This window comes from Neptuniibacter sp. QD48_11 (assembly GCF_047778095.1).
Classification (GTDB): Bacteria; Pseudomonadota; Gammaproteobacteria; order Pseudomonadales; family Balneatricaceae; genus Neptuniibacter.
The window spans coordinates 2,326,369-2,352,975 of record NZ_CP180551.1 but is presented as its reverse complement, the minus strand read 5'-3'; the positions used below and the strand labels follow the sequence as shown (position 1 = coordinate 2,352,975).

Here is a 26,607-nt window from a genome sequence, read left to right as displayed (position 1 = left end):
TTTATACTTTTAGGTTGGGGTGTTTTTTAACTTAATGAAATATAAGGAATATTTTTTATAGGTTGTAATCCTTTGTTTTAAAAAGAGATATAATTTTGGCGTTTTTTGTCGTAAAAAACGTCGCATTTTGTGCTGCACAGTAAGGCTTTTCTCAGCGTTTGTTGATTCAAGTCAACTTTGAAACAGCGGTAAAACTCATTTTTTGACTGATTAAGGGGCTGTTTATGTTAATTGATGGTGAATTGAAAACGGGGAAAGTGTTATTTGCGCATGGTGCGGGTGCGCCAATGGACAGTGACTTTATGCAACAGATGGCTCTGCGCTTAGCTAAACTTGGATTGCAGGTTGTTCGTTTTGAATTTCCATATATGCAGACCATTAGAGAAACGGGCAAGCGACGCCCTCCAGATAGAATGCCTAAATTGCTGGATTACTTTACACAATTGATTGAAGAGCAAGTAGTGGATGGTCAGCCACTGTATTTGGCGGGAAAATCTATGGGGGGGCGTGCTGCTTCAATGCTACTTAGTCATCCAGCCGTGAGTGCTGGATTTGTATTCGGTTATCCTTTTCATCCACGTGGAAAGCCCGATTCGTTACGTGTTGATCATTTAAAAGATTTACCAAAGCCTTTGCATATATTTCAAGGCGAAAGGGATCCAATGGGTTCACTTCCTGAAGTTACAGAGTACAATTTGCCGCCATCTGTTCATGTGTATTGGTTTGAGGATGGTGATCATGACATCAAACCACGTAAGGCTTCAGGTTTTACGCAAATTCAGCATATGGACCATATCGCTCAGATTATCGGGAAACAGCTAAGTTGACATATTTTAATCGATTAGTCCTACAGTGCCGCTCAGGCTTCGAGAAAGAGGTCGCAGGGGAGATTACAGATCAGTGCTCTACTATCGGCCTATACGGATACTGCACCTTAGAGTCTGGTCAGGGTTATGTAGAGTTTCATTTGCAAACTCCAGGTGATGCAGAGCGGGCTATTGCTGAAATTGATTTTAATAGTTTGATTTTTGTAAGGCAGTGGATGGTTTGTGGTGATTGTCAGGAGCTTGAGCGTGATGATCGTATTTCGCAGCTACAACAGATTCTTGCTGATTTTCCTGATTGTACTGATCTTTGGGCAGAGTACCCCGATACAACAGATGGCCGCGAGTTAGCGACCTTTTCGAAGAAGTTTAGCTCAGCTTTGGCTCAGAAGTTGCGTAAGAGCGGACGTTTGAAGAAAAAAGCGAATAGCAAAGGGAATCGTTTGTTGCTGTTCGTACTGTCTGGTAGTGAAATGTTCGTAGGTTATGCGCCTGTGAATAATTCAGCGCCTTGGCCACTAGGTGTACCCCGTCTTAAGTTCCCCAAACAAGCGCCAAGTCGTTCAACGTTGAAATTGGAAGAGGCGTGGCATTGGTTTATTCCGCGTGACGATTGGGATCAACGAATCCCTCATGGTTCTACAGCAGTCGATCTAGGTGCGGCGCCGGGTGGGTGGACCTGGCAGTTGGTTCAACGCAGTATGTTTGTTACTGCAGTAGACAACGGACCCATGCAAGATCAGTTGATGGAATCTGGGCAAGTGACCCATATTCAAGAAGATGCTTATAAATTTATACCTGCGCAGCCTGTCAATATGATGGTGTGTGATGTTGTAGATAAACCGATTAAAACGGCCGGGATGGCGGCTGATTGGGTGATCAATGGTTGGTGCGATGAGGCTATCTTCAATCTGAAACTGCCAATGAAGCAGCGCTATCAAGAGGTTGTATCTTGTTTAAATCTAATCGCTGAAAGGTTTATGCAGGAAGGCTTAGCGTATGAGTTATCGGCTAAACACCTTTACCATGATCGAGAGGAGATAACCTGCCACCTTAGAGTGCTATAAAAATACAGCGATAAGATGGCAGTTTCAGATATTAGTGTTCAAAAACGGTGACTTTTTCCTCGGTTTCTAGCATTGGGTTAAGAGTCGCCATCATATCTTGGCGCTCTGAGGATTGTGCCCAGCGTTGCCAATCTTGAAGAGTTCTGTAGGTTGCAATAACCATCCTGTGGTTTGGATCACTGGCATTTTTAAGAGCTTCGCCAGAAATGAAGCCGTGTGCTTGCATCGCTAATTGTAGCGTTTCACGGGCAGCTTTTTCATAGTGCTCGCCTAAGTCATCGGCAATATGTCGTTCGATAAGTACTCGAATCATATGATCTCTCCATCTAAAACTACGTTCCACACATATAGAATGGATTATTTTTATTTTAAAAGCGACTTTAGTTGCTTAATTACTGATTAAATGACTTTTGCTGTCATGGGTAATTTGAGACAATATGCATCTTTCTGCAAGAGATAAAACATGACGGACATCAAAGCCGACCATATTCTTGATGCAAAGGGCCTATACTGCCCTGAGCCTGTTATGATGTTGCATAATCATGTTAGGGATATGCTGGCAGGGGAAGTGCTGCATATTTTGGCAACTGATCCTTCTACTCAGCGTGACATTCCTAAGTTCTGTACGTTTTTAGGGCATGAGTTGGTTGAGCAGTATGTAGAAGACGACCTTTACGGGTATTACATTCGTAAGGGTGAATGATGTCTGTGGATGTTGAGCAGATAAGTACTAAAACTAGGCAATTAATTGATCAATTGGAAAATATGCTAGATTCTGCGGAGGCGAATCTGACTCAGTCAAAGCAAGTTTTCCAATCAGAGGCTAATCAGGTGAATGACGTAGTAAACAAAACGCCAAAGGCGAAATCCAAAAACCGTGCTGCAAATATGGCTGCTCTGCAGCAGTTGATGGAAGCGTATCCGAAAACCTTTGATCGTAAAAACGTTAGGCCTCTAAAAATAGGCATCCAAGAAGATCTTGTTGCTGACGAAAAAGTCGCTAAGAACAAAATCAAACGTGCTCTTGCGAGTTATGTTCGTTCACTGAACTACTACCGCTCCCTGCGTGAAGGTGCTGAGCGTATTGATATCAATGGTGAGCCAGCTGGTGTAGTGACTAAAGAAGAGTCAGATCACGCAAAAGGCAAGTTGAAAGAGATCAACAAAGTACGTCAAGAGAAGCGCAAAGAGCAAGAGCGTGAAGAGCGTATGAGTAAAAAGCTTGAAATGCTAGTGGGTCGTAAATAAGCCCTAGTCCTAAGCTAGATACAAAAAAACGGCGGTTATACCGCCGTTTTTTTTGTTTGGAGTATGGTTATCAAACCCCTAAGCTTTGCTTAAGGGTTTTGGCGTGCCGTGAAGATAACCTTGGCTACCATCCACATTTAGCGCTTCAAGGATCTGTAGCTGACTTTCTCTTTCTACATGCTCGGCGTAAGCTTTGATCTCAAGGCTATGGGCTACGCTGATCAGGCTGCTGACAAAGAAGCGGTCTTCATCGTTCTGATCGATATTACGGATTAGAGACCCATCAATCTTGATGTAATCAGGTTGTATTGAGTAGAGGTAAGAGAAGCCGCTAGGGTGAATACCGAAATGGTCGACACCAAACTCTGCACCTATAGATTTTAGAGCCTTACGGAACTCTAGAATGCCTTCAATGTTGTTCAGTACACTGGTTTCATCCAACTCGAACAGAACTTTAACACTAGGGCTGATGGTTTTTAGCTTATCTAGTAGCCATGTTCTAAAGCTTTCACTGCTTACGGCTTCATGACTCAAATTAATGGTCAGTGGGCAAGCAATCTTCTCATGTTGCTCTAGCGCTAGTTCGATTACAGCTCTGTCCATTTCAGGCATTAAGCCAAGCTCTTTTACAACGCTGATGAACTCACCGGCAGACGCGGGTTGATTATCCTGATTAAGAATACGCGCAAAGATCTCATCCTGAATCGGCATAGACCCTGGCTTTTTGCTAAACACGCTTTGAATCTGTAAAAAGATTTGGCGCTGATTGATCGCGTTAGCAACATGTTGTTTCCAATCAGATTGCTGCGGCTGTGCTGCAGTTTTTTCCGAGGTGTTGAACTGCTTCCATAGCACTTTAGATTTCTCTGCTTCATTGCTCGCTATACGAGCTTCAGATAGAAGCTGGCTACTGTTGCTTTCATCGTTGCATTCGCAACTGCCGATACTGATTATTGAGCCTTCAATATCTTGGCCCATCAACTGCGCAAGGTGTTTGCGGCTTTCCTGATCAAGTTGCTCCAGTTTTAGTTTTAACTGGTCGGTATCGATTGTATTAACCAACAATATGAAGTCTGCGCCGGTTACACGGCCTAGTACACTTTGATCTGACCCGCGTGCAAATTCTTCTAGATGGCTGGCTAGGTGTTTCAGCAAGTTATTGGTCTTATCCATACCTATCTGCTGATTGGTCTCCTGCAGATTGCATAGATGGATATTGAATAGAGTGCCTCTACCAAAATCTTTACGGTAATCAAGGCGCTCGGCCAGTTGTGCTTCAGTTGCACGTTGATTAGACAAGCCTGTTAAGCTGTCTTGATAAGCGTTTCTGCGTAGCTCTTCAATATTGCGAGCTTGTTCATCGAACATTACCTGTACTTGCTTAACCATGCGGTTCATTGCTTGTACTACACGCTTAAGTTCACGTGTACCTGGTAATTTTTCTTGCTCTAAGTAGCGCTTTTCGGATAGGGCGATTGCTTGCTGCTCTACGGAGTGCAATGGTCTTAGTAGGTATCTAATCAATGAGCTGATAGCGAGCAAGCATAGAATCGATAAAGAGATAAACAGGATGATGCTATCTTGTGCGCCTTTCCAAAGCTTGTCGTAAGCATAACCAGCGCTACTTTGTACGTAGATTTTGCCTACCTGCTGCCATTGGTGCGCAACTTCTCTGAACATAGATGGTGGAGTGATCTGAATCATCGATCTAAACCACTCAGGCACCTCTTCGCTGATGGTTTCTGGCGTCTTTTTCTCAAACAGAATCTCACCATCCGCATTGGTGACAATAATACGCTGATAGAAACCGCTGTCGAAAATAGCATTCACGGCTGTTTCAATAGTCGCGCTATCGTTTTCAGCCATATAAGGGGCAAGGTAAAGGCCTAAGTGAGTGGCAGAATCCTGCGCATGTGACTCCAGCTGATCCTGAAGAACAGAGCGTGAGCTTTCTGACATTATGTATAGGGTGCCAGAAACCAAACCTATAAGTACCGCAAATATTGCGGCGATAAGTTGGTTAACCAGTGACATAATAGATACTCCTCATCATTAAACCTACCTTAGGTTAATGTCATTGTTTTCAATACGAGATTGCAGTTTTACCCAAGGCTTTAATCTGTCTGATGTTCCTACTAATGTAGTTCTGCGGCCCATTTTTGAGAGCCATAGTTTATCACCATTAAAGCTATAAACGTGTAACAGGTCTGTACGCTTGGAAGCAGGCAAAATTTCGCCGTTAATATTGTCCAGAACTAGAGGGGTTTCACGTGGCTTGGGGTAGTACGTTAATACCATGTGGGCTTGGTTATACTCCAAGGCTTTAACGTAAGCTAAGTTCATTTTTTCTACGGGTACACCCAGCTCTTTGAGTGTGTAGTATTTCGCAATACTGAAATCTTCGCAGTCACCGCCGTTGGTGATAAGAAATTCTACGGGTGTGGCCCAGTAATCTTTCTTTTTCCAGTGCTTGATGTCATCGATAAATCGCACTTGGTTGAAAAAGTCGTTTACGCGTTCTAGTTTGTGACTTTCGCTCTCATTGGCTAATTCAGTTAGTAGGTTCTGCCAAGTTTCGAGTCTACGCTTCGCTTTTGCGCCGTATTTATTCCCCAATTTTTCAATATCAGCTTTACTCAGGCGAATGCTTTCAGCATCTACTTGAGTCAGTAGAAGGGCTGAGGCAAACAATAACAATACAAAGAACGCTGTATTGAACGTTAAATTGTTGCTGTGCTGTTTTGATTTAAAGGCTGGGGTCAATGTCCAATCCGTAGCTCAATAGCGGTTAGTCTTTCTGTGTCGGCATCATGCCGCAATTTCTTAAAATATTTTGCCAAGCTTCAGTATGTTTATCCCTAACTTGCTGGTAATTCAACCAAAGACTTTGCGGTGATGTTTTGGACAGTACAGTGGCTGAATAAGTTTCCATTGATTGTGGAATAGATACTGATAATGTTTTGTAATTCTGCAGTAATTGCTGATTAAGGTCGAGCCATTGAGAGGCATATCGGTCAGTTTGCGCTAAATAAGGTAAAACTTCACCGATGTAGAACTTATAAAAAACATTTTCTAGGATGCGGGCCTTTTTATTTGGACTTTGGTTTCTACAAAGAGGATTAGTAGGTGAATTTCGCTGATCTAACAAGCGCGCGGCTTGGTCAAGATGGTAAGTCAGGACTTCAAGTGAGCTGATGATTGCAGGGCCAGATCGATTGCTGTGTAAGACCTTGAAGGCTTGGTTTAAGTGATCTTCACTAGGTCTTGTCAAACCTAATTGATCAAGGTTATTTGCGGTTAAATTTACGAGGGTTCGTAAGGCTTCGATACTCTGTTGACTGCTGCTGTTATCAACTAGAGGTAGAGCTGTTTGCGAACGGCTGAAATTGGCTTCGATTTCTGGCGCGGTAAATATCCCATTCCACAATTCAGCAGGTAAATTGTCGCGTTTAACGCGATGGATTTCGTTTACTCTTTTTAGTAGTTCGGTATCAATAGCGCTGGCATTGCGCAAAGATTCTCGGCACTGAGTTAATAAATAATAGAAATTTAGCTCATATTGTAATTTTGCTGATGGCTTGGCGACCTTGCCAAGAGAGCTATTGCGTTCTGCGATTAAAGGTAGCAGGTCACAACGTTTTAATTTCAATACATCTAAAAGGCCTTCACGGATCTCTGTGGTTTTAAGTATTCGATCGCGTTTAAGAGGGAATTGTATCCTTGCTTCAGGGATGTATGACTGAGGTTGATTTAAATCGAGGGTGTTACTTAGACGGTAAAGGTAATTCTCCAATACCAGTTCAGGTGTATCTCGGCTACATCCGCTTAGGGATATTAGTAGGATGATAAGAATAGAGAGCTGTTTTAGCATAACTAGGTTAACGATGTTGGGCTTGGCTGAGCAATTGGTTGCTTTTCCAATGTAATCGACTAATTAACAGTATAGCGCCAATGGTTAAGCCAATAAGTAAACCAATCCAGAACCCTTTGGGGCCCATCGCCGCAGTAATTAACTCTGTTTTACCTAAGATATAGCCAGAAGGAAGGCCAATGAGCCAATATGCGATAAATACAAGCATGAGAGGAACTACGGTATCTTTGTAACCCCTAAGAGCGCCTGAACATGTTATCTGGATTGCATCTGAGAACTGGAAAAGAGCCGCAATAATGATCAAAGTGCTGGCGATTTCAATGATCTGAAGCTCTTGGGTATAGAGTTCGGCAATAGGTGTTGCAAATAGTGCCATCAATGAAGAACTGAAGATCGCTAGGGTTAAAGTGATAATCAAGCCTGTAACTGCACTGAATTTCGCAGCTTCAGGTTTTTGTGCCCCGAGTTGATGGCCAACGCGTATGGTGAGTGCCAGCGATATACTAAGAGGCAGCATGAAGATCAGTCCGGTAAAACTGATAGTGATCTGGTGAGAGGCGATCATTACCTCACCAAGATCAGCCAAAAGCAGGGCAATTACCGAAAACATGCTGACTTCAATTAAAAGGGCAACGCCTATGGGCAGTCCTAACTTTAAAAAGTTCTTAAGTGCTGATGGCTCAGGTAAAGACCAGTTAGAGAAAGGCTGGATCGCAACAAAGGTTGGAGATTTAGTCAGATAGATGAGCGCGCTAAAGAACATAATCCACATAACAATTGCAGTTGCCCAGCCGCAACCTACGCCTCCTAGTTCAGGAAAACCAAACTCGCCATAGATCAGTGCATAGTTAAGTGGGATGTTACACAAAAGCCCAAGAATGGAGATTTTCATAGCGGGCTGAGTTTTACCAAAACCTTCAATATAGCTGCGGATAAGTTGATAAAGCAGAAGGGCAGGGAATCCCCAGCTTATAGCCGCTAGGTATTGTGTGGTTAAACGAGCTAGTTCTTCTTCTACGCCCATAAAAGCAAGAATTGGATCGCAGTTATGCAGGGCAAAGATTGCGAGCAGGCTCAAAATAACGACTATGATTACGCCCTGATGCAGTGTTTCGGAACTCGCCTTTTCTTTATTGGCACCTACTAGATAAGCAACCATGGGCGTGGTAGCCATTAATATACCTTGGCTGGCGATAAAGATTGGTAGCCAGATACTTGACCCCAATGCTACTGCGGCAAGATCCGTCGCGCTGTAACGTCCGGCCATCAGTGTATCGACAAAGCCCATAGAGGTTTGCGCGATTTGAGCGATCGCTATAGGGAAGCCAAGGGTAAGGATTATTTTGATTTCTTGTAGACGTTTCAGGGGATGATCCTTAGATACAACTGAAAGAGGTAGAGTAAAGTTGTTACAGCTCTTCTTGAACCTGTACTGATTTAAGTATACCGCGATGAAACGCACTTGGATTAAATCTTAGGATAAAATTTAAGAGCTTAATCATGTTAATAGGTTGTTTAAGCATCGAATATGACAATCAAACACTTACCGATTAGTCGAGTGTTAGACTATTGTAGAGTCTGTTTTGGCTAAAAAATCATCAAAAAACCCACAATGGGAATTGAATTAACACAAAGCAGCGCTATGATCAGATGATCGGAAAAGACATGGCTGCTTGAATGTTGCGGCAAGGAAACTCTTGGCCTAACTCTTTCAATGCTGTCGGTTTTTTCTATTTAACAGCTTTAAGCAGGAAATCTTTCGTTGCTTCAGCTGATTTTAATTATCCAAAATAGGGTTTTGAAAGATGGCAACAACTGGAACAGTTAAGTGGTTTAACGACGAAAAAGGCTTTGGTTTTATTGAACAGGAAGGTGGTCCGGACGTATTTGCACATTTCAGTGCAATTCAGGGCGAAGGCTTCAAAAGCTTAGCTGAAGGCCAAAAAGTAGAGTTTACTGTGACTCAAGGTCAAAAAGGCCCGCAAGCTGAAAACATCGTTAAAGTTTAAGCTGTTGCTACGGGGTTAAAGTCCCGTCCTGCACACGATAGAAAGGCAAGCCTAGAGCTTGCTTTTTTATTGCCAAAAGCTGTATCGATTAATGAGTACTACTTTCCAGAAGGGTTAAGATCTGTAGTGCTTCTTCTCTGCTTTGACCGCAAAACTCTTCTTCAGGTGCAAAGTCAGCACAAGCTTTTGGTCTTTGATCTTTACCAAAGATTTTGCATCTATTTTGCTGGTCTAAATGTTTGCAACGTTCGCCCGCAGGTTTGTTTAGGCTGGTGATGCTCGGTGCAATACAGCAAGCACCGCAGTTTTCTCGACATTGCATAGTAACGACAGGGAAAGTTAAAAGGTTATTGTATCGAAAAGGGTAGAGAAGTAAAAAAGCCGGTCAGAAGACCGGCTTTGGAGTTGGCTCTATATCATTGTGGTTATATTCGACTAGGCTGCTGTGCCTTGATCTTGCAGGCTGCTATCAGCCTGCAGTTCAGTCTTTTTTATAGTATCAAGCCCCAGCGTAGATAAAGTGCGTTTACGCACGCTATTTAGTAACGCTGCATCTTGAGTCAGATCCTGACCGTAAGATGGGATCATCGCATGAATCTTGTCTTGCCACTCTTGTGTAGCAAGTTTTTCTGCGAAGCATGTTTCCACAATGTTGATCATCGTCTGGACTGCAGTTGATGCACCTGGTGAAGCACCAAGAAGAGCAGCAAGCGTACCGTCTTCGGCCGAGATTACTTCGGTACCGAATTCTAGCTTGCCTTTACCGTTCTCATCTTCTTTGATGATCTGCACGCGTTGGCCTGCGTAGGAAAGCTCCCAGTCTTCATCTTTTGCATCAGGGAAGAAGTTTCTTAGCGCGTCTACACGAGAGCTGTGAGACTGCATTACTTCACTGATCAGGTACTTGGTAAGGTCCATGTTATTCATACCTACAGAAAGCATCGGCTTGATGTTGCCAAGGTTGATGCTTAGTGGCATGTCGAAGATAGAACCTTTCTTCAAGAACTTAGTCGTAAATCCAGCAAATGGGCCAAACAGTAGGGCTTGTTCACCGCCGATGACTCGAGTATCCAAGTGAGGTACGGACATCGGTGGGGCACCGATAGGTGCTGTACCATAAACTTTAGCCAAGTGCTTTTTAACGATTTCTGGTTTGCGGCAAACTAACCATTGACCACTTACAGGGAAGCCGCCATAACCTTTACCTTCAGAGATGCCTGCTTTCTGTAGAAGCGGTAGCGCGCCACCACCCGCACCAAGGAATACAAACTTAGCGTTGATAACTTCTTTATCGCCAGTTTGGTCATTCTTTAGCGTAATAGTCCAGTTTTTATCTTGGTCTTGCTTAAGATCCTTTACTGTACGGCTTAGTAGAAGTTCGAAATCATCTTGAGCTTCTAGGAAGTTCACCATGTTACGTGCAAGCGAACCAAAGTTTACGTCGGAACCGTAAGCAACACGAGTGGCTGCAACTTTCTCGCTTGGGTCACGGTTTTCCATGACCAGTGGCATCCACTCTTTCAATACTGCGTGATCTTCGCTGTATTCCATGTCCGCAAACTGGTGCGTAGCACTCAATGTCTCATAACGATTGCGAAGGAATTCTACGTTCTTCTCACCCCATACAAAGCTTTGGTGTGGTACAGGGTTAATAAATTGAGAAGGTTCAGGAAGGGCGTTTTGTTCTACGAGGTATGACCAGAATTGCAAGCTAACTTCGAAAGAGGCGTTAATCGCGAAAGCTTTAGTGGCATTGATCGTGCCGTCTGGCATTTGTGGCGTGTAGTTCAATTCACAATATGCCGCGTGGCCCGTACCGGCATTGTTCATGCCATCTGTACTTTCATGGGCGACATGATCTAGGCGCTCGATCATGCTGATTTTCAGGGAAGGATCTAGCTGCTTGAGCATGACGCCAAGGGTCGTACTCATAGCTCCCGCGCCGACTAGCAATACGTCTACTGATTTTGTGGTCATAGGAACTTCGCCATTTTAATAATAATAATGGTTTGTGAAGTAGCTGCGGGGATGGGGGCTTGTGGCCGCAACAGTCATGACTTTGGTGAGTCAGCTGTTATCACCCGAGACTTCTTTGTTCTGCAACACCTAGAACATAATTTTATGACATTTTCTGGAGGTTGCAGGATGTTTGGCGCGAATTATACGGATTCTGTCGCTAATGTCTTGGGAAATAAGGCCAAAGGAGTTAGCAATTCGGATTAGATTAATTCTAAAGTATTACATATTTTGGCATAGCTACTGTCGTATGAAGTAATGTTTGCGGTTTTTGTGTATATAAATATTCTCTAAAGTTATTAAAGATGGATATAACTGATCTCTTTTATTTACTTCTCCGGTCTGCTCGACTAGTCTGCCTGCGAATCTGAAAAGCCTAATACAGGAGCGCCTATATGGAAGATATTATTGAATTACTACAAGAGCGTAATGTCGAAGTTCCTGTACCTTTAGATCTACCTGATGAAGACGATCTTGTTGAGATCGAAGAACAGATTCTGATCTCGCTGCCAGATGAATATAAACATTTTTTGCTTGAAGTAAGTGATATCGTCTGTGGCTCCATCGAACCGGCGACTGTGGCTGATCCAAGTTCGCACACGTTTTTACCTGAATTAGCCGCTACCGCTTGGGATATTGGTATGCCTCGTGAGTACATTCCGATTTGTGAGCATGCGAATGGTTACTATTGCATTACTCAAGATGCAGCCATCTTGCTCTGGCAGCACGGCGACACTATAGAAGATGAGTGGCCATCGATCTGGAACTGGGCCAAAGATGTCTGGTTGGAGAGTTAATAAATGAACAGACAGATTTTTCAACAAATTGAAGCTTTTGCTGAGTCGATGATGAAAGCAGCTGAAGCGGATAACGAAAAAGAGTTTTATTCGGTTTATGCTGAATTGGAAACTTTAGCTGAGCAGTATAAAGGCAAGAAGAACGATCACCCTGTGTTTTGGGAAACACTAGCTGATTTCTCAGAAGAAAACCAAGATGCGATCAAGCTCTATCAGCAAGCTTATCAAGTGGCCGATAACTTAAAAGAGACAGAGTATAAGGCTTCAATTCAATACTCTTTAGCTCAGCGCCTGTTTGAAGAAGGTCAAAAAGAGGATGCACTTGAAGCTTTGTCTAAAGCGGAAAAATTTGCGGGGTTCACTGAGGATCAGGAGCTTCAAGCAGATATCCAGCAGCTACGTTCTGAGGTTGAATAATCTTCACGGTCTAATGTGCATAACTGACTAAAACAAAAAAACGGAGCAGATGCTCCGTTTTTTATTTCTAATCCAACTTAGTCGATACGTACAGCGACATAACGACCAGGTGCTGCTTCGATAACGCTGTGCTCATCGTTACCTGGTGCAGCTGGAGCCGCAACTTTCTTACCAGCACGACGCTTCAACCACTCAGCCCAGTGAGGCCACCATGAGCCTTCCTGACGCTCAGCTGATTCTAACCAGCTATCTGCACCGTTACCTAGTTCACCGTTGATCCAGTAGTTACGACGGTTCTTAGAAGCTGGGTTGATAACCCCCGCAACGTGACCGCTAGCACCTAGAACGAACTCGTTTTTGCCTTTAAGCAGTTCAGTCCCTTCGAAAGTACCTTTCCATGGAGCAATGTGATCTTCGATTGTAGATAGGAAGTAGCAAGGGATCTTGATCTTGCCAAGATCGATCTTTTCACCGCAGATAGTTAACTGGTCTTTCTTAGTTAGACCGTTTTCCATGTACATGTTGTTAATGTAGTACGTGTACATGCCTGCTGGTAGGTTAGTAGAGTCACTGTTCCAGTACAGGATATCGAACGGAGGAGGCGTCTGACCTTTAAGGTAGTTGTTAACAACATAGGACCAGATTAGATCGTTTGAACGCAACATGTTGAAAGACGTAGCAAGTTCACGACCACTTAGGTAGCCCTGATTATTTACTTTGTCTTCCAGCTTCTTAATCTGCTGTTCGTCAATGAATACACATAGATCACCAGGATCAGTGAAGTCTAGAAGCGTAGTGAAGAACGTTGCAGAAGCGATAGATGTATCTTTACGCGCTGCCATTACCGCTAGAGCAGTTGTTAGTAGAGTACCACCTACACACCATGCTACTGCGTTAACTTTGTCGCTCTTAGTAATATCTTGGATAACTTGTGTCGCTTTAAGGATGCCTTTCTCTACGTAGTCGTCCCAAGTGATGTGACCTTGTTCGATCGATGGGTTCAACCAAGAAACCATGAACGTAGTTTGACCTTGGTCAACGCAGTATTTTACGTATGAGTTGCTTTCTTGCAGGTCAAGAATGTAGAACTTGTTGATGCAAGGAGGCACGATCATTGTTGGACGAGCGTAAGTCTCTTCAGTCGTTGGTTTGTACTGAATAAGCTGGAACATCTCGTTTTCAAATACGACAGAACCTTCAGTCGTTGCAATGTTCTCACCTAGAACAAATGCAGACTCGTCAGTCATAGAGATGCGGCCTTTCTCTGCATCACCTAGAAGGTTTTTAAGGCCATCAACTAAGCTCTGACCTTTAGTTTCCAACGCTTGTTGAAGCACTTCAGGGTTAGTGATTGCAAAGTTGGTTGGAGACATCGCATCGATATATTGCTGCGTGTAAAACTCAAGTTTCTTCTGTTCTTGGTCAGAAAGATTTGCATTAGCAGCCATTTCCTGAAGAAGCTTAGAGCTTAGTAGGTAAGATTGCTTGATGTAATCGAAAACAGGGTTCTGAGACCACTCTTCAGCTTGGAAACGACGGTCACCGCGTGCAGGTTCAGCAACTGATTCGCTGTTTTTACCTGTCAGCAAGTTAGTCCAAAGGCTCATTTGGCTCTGCTGATAATCAGTAATTGCACGGATCCAAACAGTAGGGTCTTCCCAGGAGCGGTTAGCTAACTCTGTCCAGGATTGTGTGAACTTACTGAAAATATCATCACAGCCTGAAGCTGAGAACATATCCAATACTTTCTTGGTTTCGGAATTCAGGTAGTCGATAAACTCCTGAGGGTTGGAAAGTAGGTTGCTATTGTTGTCCATAGGGTCGCCTTTCTTTGTCATATCCGTCCTTCCATCTTGCGTGCTTCACATATTCGTAACGATTATGGAATCGTGGAAATACAAGTTTTACGGTTTAACTCACAATATCGCAACTTTTAATTGCGTTTTTATGAATATATCTGTCCAGCATATTCTTGTGCGGTGCAATGTATCAAGGTATTCCTTGGTCGATCACACTAAGGTGTTAAGGCCTTGGTTCAATAAATGTCATACCGATTGTAGATAAAACACATGTTTTCTGTAGTTCTTTTAACTAGTCATCCGATGACGTTCATCAATCATATCGTCGATATGTTGCAGAATTTTATAGCTCTCTTCTTCAGCATTTCGCATCTGCTCTACAATCTCTTGGCGGATCGATTTGTCTTTCTTCCAGTTCTGGTCACGGTAAGAAACTGCTTTTAAAACAGATTGATGCACGGCTGCATGAGGTGCATCCATTAATTTATAAGCTTTAGTGTTTTTAAAGGATTCAAAACCTTCCCCTTCGAAATACCACTGACCTAAACGGCAATCAGTATGGCAAACACTTACTGCCTCTAACTCTTCAGAGCGGTCTTTTGTGTCATCTAGAGCAACATAACCATTTTGTTTAAAAATAACGTGGTCGGCTTTTATCAGGGAGCCAAAAGTGCAGTCTTTGGCATAGGCAATATAACGTTGAGTATCCTCTGCGGAGGTCGCAATGTCTGCAAACTGCTCTCGAAATTGCTGAACTTGAGTGTTGATCTCTTCTGCTGCTTGTGAGGAAATTTCGGCTTGCTGAACCATGTCAGCAACCCGTTCACTGAAGCTATTGATGGTTTCTGTTACTTCAATCGCAGCTTCTTTTGTACGATTGGATAGGGCTTTTACCTCATCCGCAACGACAGCAAATCCACGACCTTGTTCGCCCGCTCTAGCAGCCTCAATAGCAGCGTTAAGCGCGAGGAGGCTGGTTTGATCAGCGATTTCGGTAATGATCGATAAGGATGATGAAACCTTAGTGCTGTCGGCCTCTAAGGCTTTAGTTACCTCGGATACACTGGTGATGTTTGCCGTAATACTTGCGAGCGCGCCGCTCATATTATCGACGCTGCTTTGACTATTGGCAGCGGCCTGACCATTTTTGGCCGCGATGGACTCTACTTGCTCCATCTCTTCAGAAATTTTGACTAAATCGGACTGGTTTCGTCGGAGGTTTTCAATCAAATGACTTGTATTTAGATTATGTAGCTCTGATTTAAGTTGGTTGGAGACTAGGAATTTGGCACCTTCCTCCATCTTCTCTAAAGAAGCGTTGATTTGGGATAGTGATTTCCTTAAGCGCCCAGGCATCCCCTTGTACAGGGCCTTTCGATCATAACGACCTTCAGCAACATAGCTAAAGCAGGCGTCGACCTCTTTGAAGTAGGATTCCACTCGATCCAATAGATCATTTAGTTCCCAGGCAACTTTACCTACTTCGCCGAGCCCAGATACAGATGTGATACGAGTGCTAAAATCGCCATCATTGGCTTTTATCAATGTAGTGTTGATTCGCTCCAAGGCATTTATTGCATAGGCATTAGATTTTAATGTGTAGACGGTTAAGGCTATTGCCGCGATAACTGGGATGATTTGCCAATAGGGGGTATCAGCAATAAAAATGCTGCCCACTAAAGAGCCGAGCAATAATATGTTCCAGCATATAACTAAGCGCTTAGCGCGAGCCCGTAAAAATGGAACGCCGCGACTGGTGCCGTTGGAAAATTGTTTGTCTGACATTCGCATTATTCTTGGTCCAGCCCCATAACAAGTTCGAAATAGCCTTTACCTAAGGATTGCAGTTTAGAATTGAGCAATTCGATAGATTTTTCGGCTGCTTGGCTAGCAGGCGTGCGTTTTTCTAGCGCTAGCATCTCAGCATAAATAGGGGTAAGGGTATTTATGGCTTGTTGGCTAGGTTTGCGGCGTACAGAGTAGTAACCTGTTAGCTGCCCTTGAGCATCGTAATCGGGGGTTACGTTGGCAAAGACCCAGTAAAAAGAGCCATCTCGGCAGAGGTTTTTTACGTAACCAAAAAACTCTTTTTCTTGCTGTAATGTTTGCCACATGAATTTAAATACACCGCGTGGCATATCAGGGTGGCGAATAATGTTGTGTTGTTTGCCTAAAAGTTCAGCTTCGTTGTAGCCGGCAATCTGCATAAAGACGCGATTGATGTAGGTGATACGTCCTTTTGTGTCGGTTTTTGACACGATAAATTCATCATTGTTTAAACGAACTTCGGCGTTTTTCGGTATGATCTGGTTTTTCATTCGCTATATAAATTGATGGTTGCGATTAATTGGCTGCGGACTCTAGCATGCAGATTGAAGACATTCTGTGATCTAGCTCAGGTCTCCGGTCGAACGGTCTGAAAAAGCGAGTTAGCAAGGGTAAATAGAGTGAGAGAGTTGGAATTGATGGGAACCGTCGGTTGCCATTTGTGTGATGTGGCAGAGCAATTGATAGCGTCTTCAGTGGATATGCAGAAGTATGCGATCTATCAGGTTGATATTGCTGATGACGACGATTTAGTTGAACGCTATGGTGTGAAAATTCCAGTGTTGTTGGATTTGGAGAGTAAAGAAGAGCTGGAATGGCCTTTTGACCAATCTCAACTTCTAGAATTTCTTCAGCGCGTATCTAAATGAGTCCAAAGAACTTGCAGGTAGTTTGATAAGCATCCTGTTGTAGCTGTTCCAGCTCTACGCCTCTTAGTTCTGCAACCTTTCTCGCTATATGCGGAAGATAGATAGGAAGGTTGCGGCGAGATTTTGGTTTCGGTTTTATATCTCGAGGAAGAAGGTAGGGTGCATCTGTCTCTAACATCAAACGATCGGTAGGAATGTCTTTGACCAGCTTTTGTAAATCTAATCCGCGTCTTTCATCACAGATCCAACCTGTAATGCCTATGTGCATATCAAGATCTAGATAGTTATACAGCTCTTCTTTGCTGCCGGTGAAGCAATGCGCTACGGCGTTTGGAATATGGTCTCGGTAGCTATATAGCATTTCCAACTGTTTTTTGTGGGCCTCTCGTTCATGTAGAAATAGAGGTTGTTTGTGCGTGCATGCGATTTCAAGTTGCTTGTCAAACGCATTGACTTGTTGTTCTGGTGTAGAGAAGTTTCGATTGAAGTCTAATCCCATCTCACCTGCTGCAACGACACAGTCCTGTTTTAACAGTACGTTTAACTCTTGTAGTTGATTGCCTGCGTGATCTTTTGCGTAATGGGGATGAACTCCCGCTGTGCAGTAGAGATGTTCAGGATATTTTTGGCATAACTCGATAGCTTGGAGGCTCTCTTCGAGTGTTGTGCCTGTAATGATTAGACGTTCAACACCCTGTTCTAATGCTTGCTGGATTACATCTTCCCTATCTTTATTAAAACTACTGTCGGTAAGGTTAACGCCAATATCAATCCAGCAAGGATTAGTCATACAGATATCTTCTTTTACTATTTGTTTATAAAGCAGTTTTTTTGCTTTGGTTAACGGCTAATAAGGCGATTTGCTTATCGTTAAGTAAGCTTGCTTGCCGACCTTCTAGGCGATCATAAATGACGCGGAATGCTAATACACTTTGAACATATTTGCGCGTTTCTTTAAACGGAATCGTTTCAATCCAGATGTCTAAAGGCAGATCGCCTCGTTGTTTGAGCCACTTAGTTACACGGTGAGGGCCCGCATTGTAAGCTGCTGCTGCATAGGCTGGATTGTTATCGAATTTCTTCAACATATCACCTAAGTAGGCGGAACCCAGGGTAATATTGATCTCTGGTTTATCTAACTCTGCATTTTTCTTATACGGCACTTCATGCTTTTTAGCTGTAAGTTTGGCTGTTTGTGGCATTAACTGCATTAGTCCTCGTGCGCCAACACGGGATGTGGCGTTGAATAGGAACGCACTTTCTTGGCGGGCTATAGCAACAGGGAAGCTTAGATCGAGATCGTTTTTAACCGCATGCTCTTTAAATAGTTTTGCATGAGGGTAAGGGAACCGAAGATCTATATGGTCCCAACGCTCTGTTTTGGCAGCATTGATGATCGCTTGTAGGTGCCAACCCCAAGAGTTAGCTAGATAACCTGCAAGGTTCTTTTGCTGTTCATCCATCTGAGATAGAGCGAGGCGCCATTCTCGATTCGCTTCAGTCAATCGACCTAATTTGAATAACTCACCTGCGCGGGCTGCAGCAGGTAATTTGGCTAACTCATCCAGTTGCTCTTGAGTTACAGCATCTGATTTAGCGTTTAGCTGGAAAGGGCTTTGATTTAACTCAGCTGCTAAGAAACCATAAAAACTCCGGTCTTTAGCGACTTCGGCGATTTTCTCTTTTTGGTCGGTTTTGGGCTTGAGGTGCCTTTCAGCAATGAGAGACCAATATTGCCATTTAGAATCTTTTTTCTCTTCTTCACTGAGATGGCTAATTGCTTCTACAACCGTCTTCCAATCCTGTTTAGCTAAGGCATTACGAATACGTCGCTCTGTTAGTTCTTCAATGCGGTATTCAGGGTCAAGCTGCTTACTCAGTTTGATCGCTTGGCTGTTATAGGTCCAATTCAGACGTTCGCCCATGTATAGGCTAACTTTGTCTTGATCAACCTGTGGCATCAGCCCGTCGCGCTTTTTAAGCCAAGACTGAGTGGCTGTTATTGGTTGTTTACGATACCAGCGTTTATACGCGATAGATGCCGCTATAGGACGTTGAACTTTATCAATTTTATTTATAGTTGAGCCATCAACCAGTTCTGGAGAATTGTAAAGTTTCCAGAAAAGCTCAGCTTGTTGTTTCTGTTTTTTATCTTTGACCTGCTTGGTTAGGTAACGAGCGAGTTTGATCTCATTTTGTTCAACGCTCATCCAAAAACGCTGGGAAGCTTCATTCGTTGTTGGTCGACCGGTTGCCATCCAAGCTTTAAACAGTGGGTCGCATGCTTTAGGTTGGGATTTGCCTACCATCCATAGCTCACGCGCTTTATACAGTGCAGCTTTTTTCTGCTTAGAATTGCCATTGAGTAGCGCTGTTTGTTGTTGGCACTCGTAGCGCACGTTAGTAACTGGGTGGTTACTAAAATGCTTACGATAGGTCGTCCATTTTTTGTTTTTCGCTAGGTGATTTAACCAAGTGCGGTTGAGTCGGTTAGCGATCGGTAGTTCTGGATATTTTTCGATAAATGCAGATACGTTCCCAGAATTGGATTTGTAAAGCCGTTTTAGCTCGTATTGATAATCTAAATAAGGTGCTAAAGGGTAATCATTAAGTGCTTTTCGAGCCTTCTTAAAAGACTGGGTTTTGTTCTGTTTTAAGTAGGTTTCAGCTTGCAAAAATTGTTTGCGTTGTTGTTCTATGGATGCGTAAGAAATCGGTGCTGTAATAAGTAGCGATGTTAAAGTGAACACACCGGTTGTTGTTTGCCAAAAAGGTTTCATCTTCAAGTCCTATGAATAATCCATTACCACTTTATACGATAGATTAACGGCTTAATTAAATAATAATTTACCTGAATGCAGCATTTTCATGCATATCTGTCGAAAATGAGTAGAATAGCGGCCTCAATGAACAAAAGCTGACCTACCATGCCTCTGATTCGACTCGATAAAATATCCATGGCCTTTGGTGCCAAACCTCTACTAGATAACGTTGATTTCCAAATTGATCCCGGTGAAAGGGTCGCTTTGGTCGGCATGAATGGTGCTGGTAAATCAACACTATTAAAGCTGGTTGCAGGTCACCACAAAGCTGATGGTGGTGAGTTTTGGGTTTCGCCAACGTGTCGAATCGCAGAATTACCTCAGGCTATGCCAGCGGCAGATGAGCGTTTAGTACGTGATGTAGTTACTGCAGGTTTGGGTGATATCCAAAAGCTACGTCAGGATTATGATGAGCTTGCTGCATCTGAAAATGCAGACATGAAGGTGCTGGATAAGCTTCAGCATCAGATTGAAGCGGTTGATGGGTGGCATTTAGAGCAGCGTGTTCAGCGCGTGATTGAGCAGTTGGATCTGCCTGGCGACAAGTTAATGTCTGAGTTGTCAGGAGGTTGGCGTCGTCGTACCGCGTTAGGCGCTGCTTTAGTTCAGAATCCTGATCTTTTATTACTCGATGAACCTACCAACCATTTAGATATCGAGACTATCGAATGGCTAGAGCAGCAACTGCTTGAATTTAAAGGTGGCCTGTTGATTATCTCTCACGATAGAGCGTTGGTGGATCGCTTGGCGACTCGTATCGTAGAGCTTGATCGTGGTGTGCTGTCATCGTTCCCGGGTAGCTATTCTGCTTACATGGATTTAAAGCAGAAGATGCTTGAGGATGAAGAGAAGCAGAATGCTCTATTCGATAAGCGTCTGGCGCAAGAAGAAACTTGGATTCGTCAAGGTATTAAAGCACGTCGAACCCGAAATGAAGGGCGTGTTCGTGCCCTTAAAAAGATGCGTAATGAACGAGCGGACCGCCGTGAACGAGGCGGTAAGGCTAAGTTCTCTTTAGAAGAAGCGGCTCGCAGTGGCAAGCTAGTTGCTGAACTTAAAGATGTGTCGTTGGGTTATGCTGGCAAACCATTGTTTAGTAACTTTGATTTTGTCTTACAACGCGGTGATCGTATTGGTCTTATCGGGCCAAATGGTGCCGGAAAGAGTAGTTTGCTAAGTGTGCTTTTAGGTAAGCAATCTCCAGATCAAGGTGAAGTGAAGCTTGGTACGAATCTCAAAATTGCATACTTTGATCAGTTACGTGCTCAAGTTGATCCTGAAAAAACAGTGATGGATAACATCGCTGAAGGTCGAGAGAGTATCAGTATTAATGGCCGTGATCGTCACCTGATTAGTTACTTGAATGACTTTATGTTTGCGCCTGAAAGAGCGCGGACGCCTGTAAAAGCATTATCCGGTGGAGAGACAAACAGGGTATTGCTAGCCAAGCTCTTTAGTCAGCCAGCAAATCTGTTAGTGCTCGATGAACCAACCAACGATCTGGATATTGAAACTCTAGAGTTGCTCGAAGAGATTATTCTCGATTTTGATGGAACTATTCTTCTAGTAAGCCATGACCGTTCCTTCTTGGATAATGTCGTGACTAGCACCTTGGTATTCGAAGGTGACGGCGAACTGAATGAATATGTTGGTGGTTATCAAGATTGGCTGAGGCAGCGCCCGGAACCTGTAAAACAGGAGAGTAAACAGTCTAAGGTTGAAAAGCCTCAAGTCAAAGAAGCAGCGCCTTCTCAGCCTGCGAAGAAGAAAAAACTAAGTTACAAACTGCAGCGTGAATTAGATGAACTCCCAGCTCAGTTAGAACAAGCGGAAGCGGCTCTGGAAACGTTGCAAACGGAAACAGCTGCTCCTGACTTTTATCAGCAGGATCATGAATTCGTGAGTCAAAAACTCAGTGAGTTACAGGATCAGGAATCACTGGTCGAGCAGCTGATGGAACGTTGGGTTGAGTTAGAAGCGCTGCAGGAAGGGGAGTAACCCCTTCCTAGTCTTGATCCAGAATTCTAACTGCTAAAACATCACACTTAGCACCATGTAAAACGCCGTTAGCGGTTGAACCTAGTAGAAGGGCGATACCGTGACGACCGTGGCTGCCTACAATAACCAGATCTATATCATAATCGTCGGCAAGGCGGTGGATCTCTGATTCGGTTTGACCTGTGACCACTAACTGTTCAGTGACTGGATAGTCTAGGGTCTCACAATAGCGCTTGAGCTTCTGCTGGGCGTGTTTATCTAGTTGTTCCTGTATTGAGGTTAGATCCATCGGAACATCGCCCCCATAAGCAAAACTGAGTGGTTCAATAACGTGAACTGCATAGAGCTGCGCGTCGTTCGCTTTTGCAAGTTCATAGGCTTTACTTTTGAGCTGGTCAGATTCGCTTGAGAGGTCTAAGGCTAAAAGTATCTTGGAATAAGTTCCCATCACTGCATCTCCACTAGCAAAGTGTTTAAGGCTGTTGAGAGTGACTTACAGACTCTTTTAACAGATTAGCATAGAGCGTTGCTGTACGTACTCTGGTAAAATCGCGGCAGATGATTTCTATCAATATTTTAATAGGTTGTGTTACGTCTGAGTGTTTTTCTGCAGTCGTGCACAGTCTTTTTTCAACGATTCCGTGCTTTACGGTATTAGGGCTGAGGGTTTAGTAATGGAGTGGATGGTAATCGTCCTGATCATGATGTCTTTGTTAGGCTCGATGATGTGGGTTATGCCCACCAAGAAGCAAAAATACCAAGCATCTCTGAGGCTCAAGGCAAAAGCACTTGGCTTCCAAATACAACTCGAAAAAATGCAGCCTCCTAGAGCGCAGGGCGAAATGGAACCAGATGAGCGCAATATGACTGCTTATCGTATTTTGCGCGAAGGTTTAAGTCGTGAGCAGAAAAATAGCTTCAACACTTGGCAAGTGTTCCGGGTCGAGTCCATCGCAAATATCGGTTTAAATGCTGGGTGGTGCTGGGCTAAAGGTGAGCGCACTTTATCTGAGCTGCAATTAGATAAATTAAATACGCTGTTAGAGGAGCTTCCAAAGGGGGTTTTCTCTTTAGAATCAACGCCAGCTTATGTCGGTGTTCATTGGGATGAGGCTGGAAATAGTGATAAAGGTGAAGAGATTATGGAATCTCTTTATCAACAGCTTAAAGAATTTAGTGAGGGCAATTTTTGATGTTACCACCGGTTGAAGTACCTGCAGGTCGTTACCAGCACTACAAAGGGCCAGAATACGTTGTTCTAGATGTAGCGCGACATTCTGAAACTGAAGAGTGGCTGGTGGTCTACAAGCTGGGTTACGGGGATGAATCTACTTGGGTACGCCCTTTAGAGATGTTTGTTGAGACAGTATCCCTAAAAGACGGCTCAGTTGTTCCTCGATTTAAGAAGATCGATTAAAGAAGACGATCCATTGAATCAGCTAGAGTGCCTTGCGAGCGAGGTTTTCTAGGTTGGATCTCTTCAATTAGTTTATCTACTGTATCAAGACGTGGTTTTTTAACCGTATGAGGGATATTGGCCCTTACTAGTAAAGCTTTGGCGTGACGGTAATGGGAAACTGCCGTCATGGAGTCTTCGTTCTGCAAAAAACGATTGCCTTGGCTTACATGAGCGTCTGCAACCACTGTAATGCGTAACCAATAAAGTTCCTGTTTATAGCTCTGAGCTAGGGTGGGAGTAATCTTTCCTCCTCTTGCCAGCTGAACTACGAGCTTTTCGGCGAAGTTAATATAGATCTGAGCGCGCTTTAGAGCCTTATCACTATCGAATACGTCTGCAGAAGCAAATGCTTTATCAGCGGTATCTTTCTGCTGAGTGAGAGAGTTAAATAGTTCTGAGTCCGGTGCCAGCATAGCAACCTCTTCAAGAAGAGAGGTGGCGTGCTCATTAATCTTTTGAATAATTTCTGGTTTGCAGTCTGCTTCACGCAGCACAGCAATAGCCTGCAGAATGTGTTCTGCCTGTCCTTTAAGCCAAGTAAGACGCTGATCTTTAGCTTCTTCCTGCTGCTCTCGAGTCGTAATTACAAAATTCACAGTAATGGCGACTAGGCCGACCACTGCGATAAGAATTACAAATAAAAGATTATCGTTAAGCATCAGTAATTTCTGGACGATTAAATTATTGTTAATTATGGTGAATATTGTGGCTTGTAAGTGCTGATAGGTAAAGTTCTTGTTGATCCATTGGTCTACTTTTATCGCAATTGCTGCTTGACCATAGCATTCTCAACACTTATATATGCTCCCAAATATTATTGTTAGTTGAGCGCTAAACTCAAATGTGAGCAGTTTTTGCACAGAAACACCGTTATAAGTTGCAAAAATAGATAGTTCGTCAGCGTTTAACCATGTAGCCCGAGGAAAGAAGGACGCTATGGGAAAATCCCTGGTAATCGTGGAATCACCCGCGAAAGCGAAGACCATTAACAAATATCTGGGTAATCAGTACGTTGTAAAATCCAGTGTGGGTCATATTCGCGACCTGCCAACCAGTGGCAGTACTAAAAAGAGCGATCCTAAAGAACGGGCTCGCCAAGCGGCTTTGACGCGTAAAATGTCGCCTGAACAAAAGGCTGTACATAAAAAGAAGAAGGCGCGTGAACAGCTTATTGGACGTATGGGGATCGATCCTGACAAAGGATGGGATCCGCATTACGAAATTCTTCCTGGAAAAGAGAAGGTTGTTGATGAACTTAAACGTCTAGCTAAGAATGCTGACGAAATCTATCTCGCAACCGATTTGGACCGCGAAGGGGAAGCGATTGCATGGCACTTGCGTGAAGCGATTGGTGGTGATGATACGCGTTACCGTCGTGTTGTCTTTAATGAGATAACCAAGAAAGCCATATCTGAAGCGTTTGAACAGCCTTCAGCGCTAGACATGGATCGCGTTAATGCCCAGCAGGCGCGTCGATTCCTTGATCGTGTAGTTGGCTATATGGTCTCTCCACTACTTTGGGAAAAAGTGGCACGCGGTTTATCTGCAGGTCGAGTTCAGTCGGTGGCTGTTAAATTGGTCGTAGAGCGAGAAAAAGAGATTCGAGCATTTATTCCTGAAGAATTTTGGGAAGTGCAGGCTGATACGCTAACGAAAGGGAAAGATCCACTAAAACTGCAGGTGCATCGCATAAATGGCGAAACTTTCCGTCCAAGTTCAGAAGATGAAACTAATGCACATTTAGAGCAGCTTCGTTCGGCTTCATTTGAAGTAATCAGTCGTAAAGATAGACCGACCAGCAGTAAACCTTCAGCTCCATTTATCACATCAACTCTGCAGCAGGCTGCGAGTACGCGCCTTGGTTTTGGTGTTAAGAAAACCATGATGATGGCGCAGCGTTTGTACGAAGCAGGTTACATCACCTATATGCGTACGGACTCTACAAACTTAAGTGCAGAAGCCGTTGCGAACTGCCGTGAGTACATTGGTAATCATTTCGGTAGTAAATACCTACCTGATACACCTAACAGCTATAGCAGCAAAGAGGGCGCTCAAGAGGCCCACGAGGCGATTCGCCCATCTGATGTTAATGTTGAAGCGACTGCTCTTAAAAACATGGACAGAGACGCTGAGCGCTTATACGAGCTTATTCGTCGTCAATTCTTAGCTTGTCAGATGACACCTGCGAAATTCCTAAGCACGCGTGTAACTGTGTCTGCCGGTGACTTTGAATTAGTTACCAAAGGTCGAATCCTACAGTTTGATGGTTACACACGCGTTATGCCAGCGAAGGGCAAAGGTGAAGAAGATATTATCCTGCCTGATGTTCAAGCTGGCGATAATCTAAATTTAGTCGATCTGTTGCCTAAGCAACATTTTACGAAACCGGCTCCTCGTTTCACCGAAGCAAGCCTAGTTAAAGAGCTTGAGAAACGAGGTATTGGTCGTCCATCGACATACGCAGCGATTATTTCGACGATCCAAGATCGTGGTTATGTAGAAGTTCAGAACCGACGTTTCTATGCTCAAAAAATGGGCGATATTGTTACAGAGCGTCTAGGTGAGAACTTCTCTGACCTGATGGATTACAGCTTTACAGCACGTATGGAAGAAAGCCTTGATGATGTGGCTGAAGGCAGTGCTGATTGGAAAGCGCTTTTAGATCAGTTTTACGCTGATTTCTCTAAGAAGCTGGAAGAGGCGCAGGATGCTGAGAATGGTATGCGCCCGAATTCTCCTACAGAGACAGATATCTCTTGCCCAGATTGTGGCCGAGATATGATGATCCGCACCGGTAGTACAGGTGTGTTCTTAGGCTGTTCTGGCTATAGCTTGCCACCCAAAGAGCGTTGTAAGTGTACGATCAACCTAGTCTCTGGTGACGAAGTTGTTAGTGCTGATGGCGATGATGAAGAAGAATCTCGCATTCTTCGTAAGAAGCACCGTTGTAACCTATGCGGCTCAGCAATGGATTCTTATCTGATCGATGAGAATCGTAAATTACACGTATGTGGTAATAACCCTGATTGTTCCGGTTTTGAAGTTGAGAAGGGTGAATATCGTATCAAAGGATATGATGGGCCTGTTCTAGAGTGTGATAAATGCTCAGCTGAGATGCAACTTAAAACCGGTCGCTTTGGTAAATACTTCGGTTGCACTGAGTGTAAAAATACCCGTAAGTTGTTGAAAAACGGAGAGCCTGCGCCACCTAAGATGGATCCTGTTCCAATGCCTGAGCTTCAGTGCGAAAAGGTAGAGGATACGTACATCCTGCGTGATGGAGCATCTGGTTTGTTCTTGGCAGCAAGTCAGTTCCCTAGAAACAGAGAAACACGTGCCCCGAAAATTGTTGAAATACTGCCGCATCAGTCTGAGATTGATCCGAAATATGAATTCCTGTTCAGTGCGCCTAAGAATGACTCAGATGGAAACTTGAGTGTCATTCGCTATAGCAGAAAGACTAAAGAGCAGTACGTTATGACCGAGGTCAATGGTAAAGCGACTGGTTGGCGTGCATTCTATCGCGATGGTAAATGGGTCGAAGAAGAGACCCGTAAAAAAGCGAAGAAGAAATAATCGGGGAT

26 protein-coding genes are annotated in these 26,607 nt (G+C 43.7%); 12 read left to right on the top strand and 14 right to left on the bottom strand.

What is annotated here, in order from left to right:
- Nucleotides 1–224 precede the first annotated feature (224 nt).
- Both ACMXYU_RS10810 and rlmM read left to right on the top strand, forming a co-directional pair.
- Nucleotides 225–827, top strand: a complete 603-nt coding sequence (locus ACMXYU_RS10810) for an alpha/beta family hydrolase (protein ID WP_415898650.1) — start codon at nucleotides 225–227, stop codon at nucleotides 825–827.
- Nucleotides 824–1,891: a 23S rRNA (cytidine(2498)-2'-O)-methyltransferase RlmM gene (gene rlmM / locus ACMXYU_RS10805; protein WP_415898649.1), complete on the top strand. Its 1,068-nt coding sequence runs from the start codon at nucleotides 824–826 to the stop codon at nucleotides 1,889–1,891. The genes ACMXYU_RS10810 and rlmM overlap by 4 nt, the downstream gene beginning before the upstream one ends.
- 31 nt (nucleotides 1,892–1,922) lie before the next feature.
- On the opposite strand, the gene ACMXYU_RS10800 is transcribed toward rlmM, so the two are convergent.
- Nucleotides 1,923–2,204 (bottom strand): antibiotic biosynthesis monooxygenase family protein, encoded by a 282-nt coding sequence (locus tag ACMXYU_RS10800; RefSeq protein ID WP_415884070.1) that lies wholly within the window; start codon nucleotides 2,202–2,204, stop codon nucleotides 1,923–1,925.
- Nucleotides 2,205–2,354: 150 nt separating this feature from the next.
- Between ACMXYU_RS10800 and tusA the strand changes: the two genes are divergently transcribed.
- On the top strand, nucleotides 2,355–2,594 hold the full coding sequence (gene tusA, locus ACMXYU_RS10795) for a sulfurtransferase TusA (protein WP_415884071.1): 240 nt from the start codon (nucleotides 2,355–2,357) through the stop codon (nucleotides 2,592–2,594).
- Nucleotides 2,594–3,139 (top strand): ProQ/FINO family protein, encoded by a 546-nt coding sequence (locus ACMXYU_RS10790; protein WP_415884072.1) that lies wholly within the window; start codon nucleotides 2,594–2,596, stop codon nucleotides 3,137–3,139. Before tusA ends, ACMXYU_RS10790 begins: the two co-directional genes overlap by 1 nt.
- Nucleotides 3,140–3,217: 78 nt before the next feature.
- Here ACMXYU_RS10790 and ACMXYU_RS10785 read toward each other — a convergent pair whose 3' ends face one another.
- The 4 genes from ACMXYU_RS10785 to ACMXYU_RS10770 form a co-directional block, all read right to left on the bottom strand.
- Nucleotides 3,218–5,173 carry an EAL domain-containing protein gene (locus tag ACMXYU_RS10785; protein WP_415898648.1) on the bottom strand — a complete coding sequence of 652 codons (1,956 nt, stop codon included), beginning with the start codon at nucleotides 5,171–5,173 and terminating at the stop codon, nucleotides 3,218–3,220.
- A 24-nt stretch (nucleotides 5,174–5,197) separates the two neighbouring features.
- The gene (locus ACMXYU_RS10780; RefSeq protein ID WP_415901118.1) at nucleotides 5,198–5,836 is read right to left on the bottom strand and encodes a transglutaminase-like cysteine peptidase; all 639 of its coding nucleotides are present in this window, start codon (nucleotides 5,834–5,836) and stop codon (nucleotides 5,198–5,200) included.
- Nucleotides 5,837–5,927: 91 nt separating this feature from the next.
- A complete protein-coding gene (locus ACMXYU_RS10775; RefSeq protein WP_415898647.1) occupies nucleotides 5,928–7,010 on the bottom strand; it encodes a DUF3080 family protein in 1,083 nt (360 codons plus the stop codon).
- Between the two features lie 7 nt (nucleotides 7,011–7,017).
- Nucleotides 7,018–8,472, bottom strand: coding sequence for an MATE family efflux transporter (locus ACMXYU_RS10770; RefSeq protein ID WP_415898646.1), 1,455 nt, complete (start codon nucleotides 8,470–8,472; stop codon nucleotides 7,018–7,020).
- 343 nt (nucleotides 8,473–8,815) lie between these two features.
- Here ACMXYU_RS10770 and ACMXYU_RS10765 point away from each other — a divergent pair, with 343 nt between their 5' ends.
- The gene (locus ACMXYU_RS10765) at nucleotides 8,816–9,019 is read left to right on the top strand and encodes a cold-shock protein (RefSeq protein WP_415884078.1); all 204 of its coding nucleotides are present in this window, start codon (nucleotides 8,816–8,818) and stop codon (nucleotides 9,017–9,019) included.
- Between the two features lie 88 nt (nucleotides 9,020–9,107).
- Here the strand turns inward: ACMXYU_RS10765 and ACMXYU_RS10760 are convergent, their stop codons facing one another.
- On the bottom strand, nucleotides 9,108–9,341 hold the full coding sequence (locus ACMXYU_RS10760) for a Fe-S-cluster oxidoreductase (RefSeq protein WP_415898645.1): 234 nt from the start codon (nucleotides 9,339–9,341) through the stop codon (nucleotides 9,108–9,110).
- Nucleotides 9,342–9,454: 113 nt separating this feature from the next.
- Entirely contained in the window at nucleotides 9,455–10,996 is a 1,542-nt protein-coding gene (gene mqo / locus ACMXYU_RS10755) for a malate dehydrogenase (quinone) (RefSeq protein WP_415898644.1), read from the bottom strand.
- Nucleotides 10,997–11,430: 434 nt separating this feature from the next.
- Between mqo and ACMXYU_RS10750 the strand changes: the two genes are divergently transcribed.
- Entirely contained in the window at nucleotides 11,431–11,832 is a 402-nt protein-coding gene (locus tag ACMXYU_RS10750; protein ID WP_415884081.1) for an SMI1/KNR4 family protein, read from the top strand.
- A 3-nt stretch (nucleotides 11,833–11,835) separates the two neighbouring features.
- The gene (locus tag ACMXYU_RS10745) at nucleotides 11,836–12,249 is read left to right on the top strand and encodes a tetratricopeptide repeat protein (protein ID WP_415898643.1); all 414 of its coding nucleotides are present in this window, start codon (nucleotides 11,836–11,838) and stop codon (nucleotides 12,247–12,249) included.
- A gap of 77 nt (nucleotides 12,250–12,326) precedes the next feature.
- On the opposite strand, the gene ACMXYU_RS10740 is transcribed toward ACMXYU_RS10745, so the two are convergent.
- The 3 genes from ACMXYU_RS10740 to ACMXYU_RS10730 form a co-directional block, all read right to left on the bottom strand.
- Nucleotides 12,327–14,087 (bottom strand): PHA/PHB synthase family protein, encoded by a 1,761-nt coding sequence (locus tag ACMXYU_RS10740; protein WP_415898642.1) that lies wholly within the window; start codon nucleotides 14,085–14,087, stop codon nucleotides 12,327–12,329.
- Between the two features lie 249 nt (nucleotides 14,088–14,336).
- Nucleotides 14,337–15,833, bottom strand: a complete 1,497-nt coding sequence (locus ACMXYU_RS10735; protein WP_415898641.1) for a methyl-accepting chemotaxis protein — start codon at nucleotides 15,831–15,833, stop codon at nucleotides 14,337–14,339.
- Between the two features lie 5 nt (nucleotides 15,834–15,838).
- Entirely contained in the window at nucleotides 15,839–16,366 is a 528-nt protein-coding gene (locus tag ACMXYU_RS10730; RefSeq protein ID WP_415898640.1) for a PAS domain-containing protein, read from the bottom strand.
- 129 nt (nucleotides 16,367–16,495) lie between these two features.
- Between ACMXYU_RS10730 and ACMXYU_RS10725 the strand changes: the two genes are divergently transcribed.
- A complete protein-coding gene (locus ACMXYU_RS10725) occupies nucleotides 16,496–16,744 on the top strand; it encodes a glutaredoxin family protein (RefSeq protein WP_415898639.1) in 249 nt (82 codons plus the stop codon).
- Here ACMXYU_RS10725 and ACMXYU_RS10720 read toward each other — a convergent pair.
- Nucleotides 16,737–17,534, bottom strand: a complete 798-nt coding sequence (locus tag ACMXYU_RS10720; RefSeq protein ID WP_415898638.1) for a TatD family hydrolase — start codon at nucleotides 17,532–17,534, stop codon at nucleotides 16,737–16,739. The two genes, ACMXYU_RS10725 and ACMXYU_RS10720, sit on opposite strands and share 8 nt — an antisense overlap.
- Nucleotides 17,535–17,559: 25 nt before the next feature.
- Nucleotides 17,560–19,524 (bottom strand): transglycosylase SLT domain-containing protein, encoded by a 1,965-nt coding sequence (locus ACMXYU_RS10715; protein ID WP_415898637.1) that lies wholly within the window; start codon nucleotides 19,522–19,524, stop codon nucleotides 17,560–17,562.
- 147 nt (nucleotides 19,525–19,671) lie between these two features.
- Between ACMXYU_RS10715 and ACMXYU_RS10710 the strand changes: the two genes are divergently transcribed.
- Nucleotides 19,672–21,564: an ATP-binding cassette domain-containing protein gene (locus ACMXYU_RS10710; protein WP_415898636.1), complete on the top strand. Its 1,893-nt coding sequence runs from the start codon at nucleotides 19,672–19,674 to the stop codon at nucleotides 21,562–21,564.
- A 7-nt stretch (nucleotides 21,565–21,571) separates the two neighbouring features.
- On the opposite strand, the gene ACMXYU_RS10705 is transcribed toward ACMXYU_RS10710, so the two are convergent.
- Nucleotides 21,572–22,012: a universal stress protein gene (locus ACMXYU_RS10705; protein ID WP_415898635.1), complete on the bottom strand. Its 441-nt coding sequence runs from the start codon at nucleotides 22,010–22,012 to the stop codon at nucleotides 21,572–21,574.
- Between the two features lie 226 nt (nucleotides 22,013–22,238).
- Here ACMXYU_RS10705 and ACMXYU_RS10700 point away from each other — a divergent pair, with 226 nt between their 5' ends.
- Both ACMXYU_RS10700 and ACMXYU_RS10695 read left to right on the top strand, forming a co-directional pair.
- Nucleotides 22,239–22,757 carry a hypothetical protein gene (locus tag ACMXYU_RS10700; protein WP_415898634.1) on the top strand — a complete coding sequence of 173 codons (519 nt, stop codon included), beginning with the start codon at nucleotides 22,239–22,241 and terminating at the stop codon, nucleotides 22,755–22,757.
- The gene (locus ACMXYU_RS10695; RefSeq protein ID WP_415898633.1) at nucleotides 22,757–22,981 is read left to right on the top strand and encodes a DUF1653 domain-containing protein; all 225 of its coding nucleotides are present in this window, start codon (nucleotides 22,757–22,759) and stop codon (nucleotides 22,979–22,981) included. Before ACMXYU_RS10700 ends, ACMXYU_RS10695 begins: the two co-directional genes overlap by 1 nt.
- Here the strand turns inward: ACMXYU_RS10695 and ACMXYU_RS10690 are convergent.
- Nucleotides 22,978–23,682, bottom strand: coding sequence for a DNA topoisomerase I (locus ACMXYU_RS10690; protein ID WP_415898632.1), 705 nt, complete (start codon nucleotides 23,680–23,682; stop codon nucleotides 22,978–22,980). The two genes, ACMXYU_RS10695 and ACMXYU_RS10690, sit on opposite strands and share 4 nt — an antisense overlap.
- A gap of 277 nt (nucleotides 23,683–23,959) precedes the next feature.
- Between ACMXYU_RS10690 and topA the strand changes: the two genes are divergently transcribed.
- Nucleotides 23,960–26,599 (top strand): type I DNA topoisomerase, encoded by a 2,640-nt coding sequence (gene topA / locus ACMXYU_RS10685; protein WP_415898631.1) that lies wholly within the window; start codon nucleotides 23,960–23,962, stop codon nucleotides 26,597–26,599.
- Nucleotides 26,600–26,607 lie beyond the last annotated feature (8 nt).

Bases quoted from the DNA above. Each gene is read 5' to 3' on its own strand.
- ACMXYU_RS10735 (WP_415898641.1), bottom strand. From the start codon at position 15,833: ATGTCAGACAAACAATTTTCCAACGGCACCAGTCGCGGCGTTCCATTT.
- ACMXYU_RS10775 (WP_415898647.1), bottom strand. From the start codon at position 7,010: ATGCTAAAACAGCTCTCTATTCTTATCATCCTACTAATATCCCTAAGC.
- ACMXYU_RS10745 (WP_415898643.1), top strand. From the start codon at position 11,836: ATGAACAGACAGATTTTTCAACAAATTGAAGCTTTTGCTGAGTCGATG.
- ACMXYU_RS10810 (WP_415898650.1), top strand. From the start codon at position 225: ATGTTAATTGATGGTGAATTGAAAACGGGGAAAGTGTTATTTGCGCAT.
- ACMXYU_RS10705 (WP_415898635.1), bottom strand. From the start codon at position 22,012: ATGGGAACTTATTCCAAGATACTTTTAGCCTTAGACCTCTCAAGCGAA.
- tusA (WP_415884071.1), top strand. From the start codon at position 2,355: ATGACGGACATCAAAGCCGACCATATTCTTGATGCAAAGGGCCTATAC.
- ACMXYU_RS10740 (WP_415898642.1), bottom strand. From the start codon at position 14,087: ATGACAAAGAAAGGCGACCCTATGGACAACAATAGCAACCTACTTTCC.
- ACMXYU_RS10715 (WP_415898637.1), bottom strand. From the start codon at position 19,524: ATGAAACCTTTTTGGCAAACAACAACCGGTGTGTTCACTTTAACATCG.
- ACMXYU_RS10785 (WP_415898648.1), bottom strand. From the start codon at position 5,173: ATGTCACTGGTTAACCAACTTATCGCCGCAATATTTGCGGTACTTATA.
- ACMXYU_RS10720 (WP_415898638.1), bottom strand. From the start codon at position 17,534: ATGACTAATCCTTGCTGGATTGATATTGGCGTTAACCTTACCGACAGT.
- ACMXYU_RS10695 (WP_415898633.1), top strand. From the start codon at position 22,757: ATGTTACCACCGGTTGAAGTACCTGCAGGTCGTTACCAGCACTACAAA.
- ACMXYU_RS10750 (WP_415884081.1), top strand. From the start codon at position 11,431: ATGGAAGATATTATTGAATTACTACAAGAGCGTAATGTCGAAGTTCCT.
- ACMXYU_RS10730 (WP_415898640.1), bottom strand. From the start codon at position 16,366: ATGAAAAACCAGATCATACCGAAAAACGCCGAAGTTCGTTTAAACAAT.
- topA (WP_415898631.1), top strand. From the start codon at position 23,960: ATGGGAAAATCCCTGGTAATCGTGGAATCACCCGCGAAAGCGAAGACC.
- ACMXYU_RS10700 (WP_415898634.1), top strand. From the start codon at position 22,239: ATGGAGTGGATGGTAATCGTCCTGATCATGATGTCTTTGTTAGGCTCG.
- ACMXYU_RS10760 (WP_415898645.1), bottom strand. From the start codon at position 9,341: ATGCAATGTCGAGAAAACTGCGGTGCTTGCTGTATTGCACCGAGCATC.
- ACMXYU_RS10710 (WP_415898636.1), top strand. From the start codon at position 19,672: ATGCCTCTGATTCGACTCGATAAAATATCCATGGCCTTTGGTGCCAAA.
- ACMXYU_RS10790 (WP_415884072.1), top strand. From the start codon at position 2,594: ATGTCTGTGGATGTTGAGCAGATAAGTACTAAAACTAGGCAATTAATT.
- ACMXYU_RS10800 (WP_415884070.1), bottom strand. From the start codon at position 2,204: ATGATTCGAGTACTTATCGAACGACATATTGCCGATGACTTAGGCGAG.
- ACMXYU_RS10765 (WP_415884078.1), top strand. From the start codon at position 8,816: ATGGCAACAACTGGAACAGTTAAGTGGTTTAACGACGAAAAAGGCTTT.
- mqo (WP_415898644.1), bottom strand. From the start codon at position 10,996: ATGACCACAAAATCAGTAGACGTATTGCTAGTCGGCGCGGGAGCTATG.
- ACMXYU_RS10690 (WP_415898632.1), bottom strand. From the start codon at position 23,682: ATGCTTAACGATAATCTTTTATTTGTAATTCTTATCGCAGTGGTCGGC.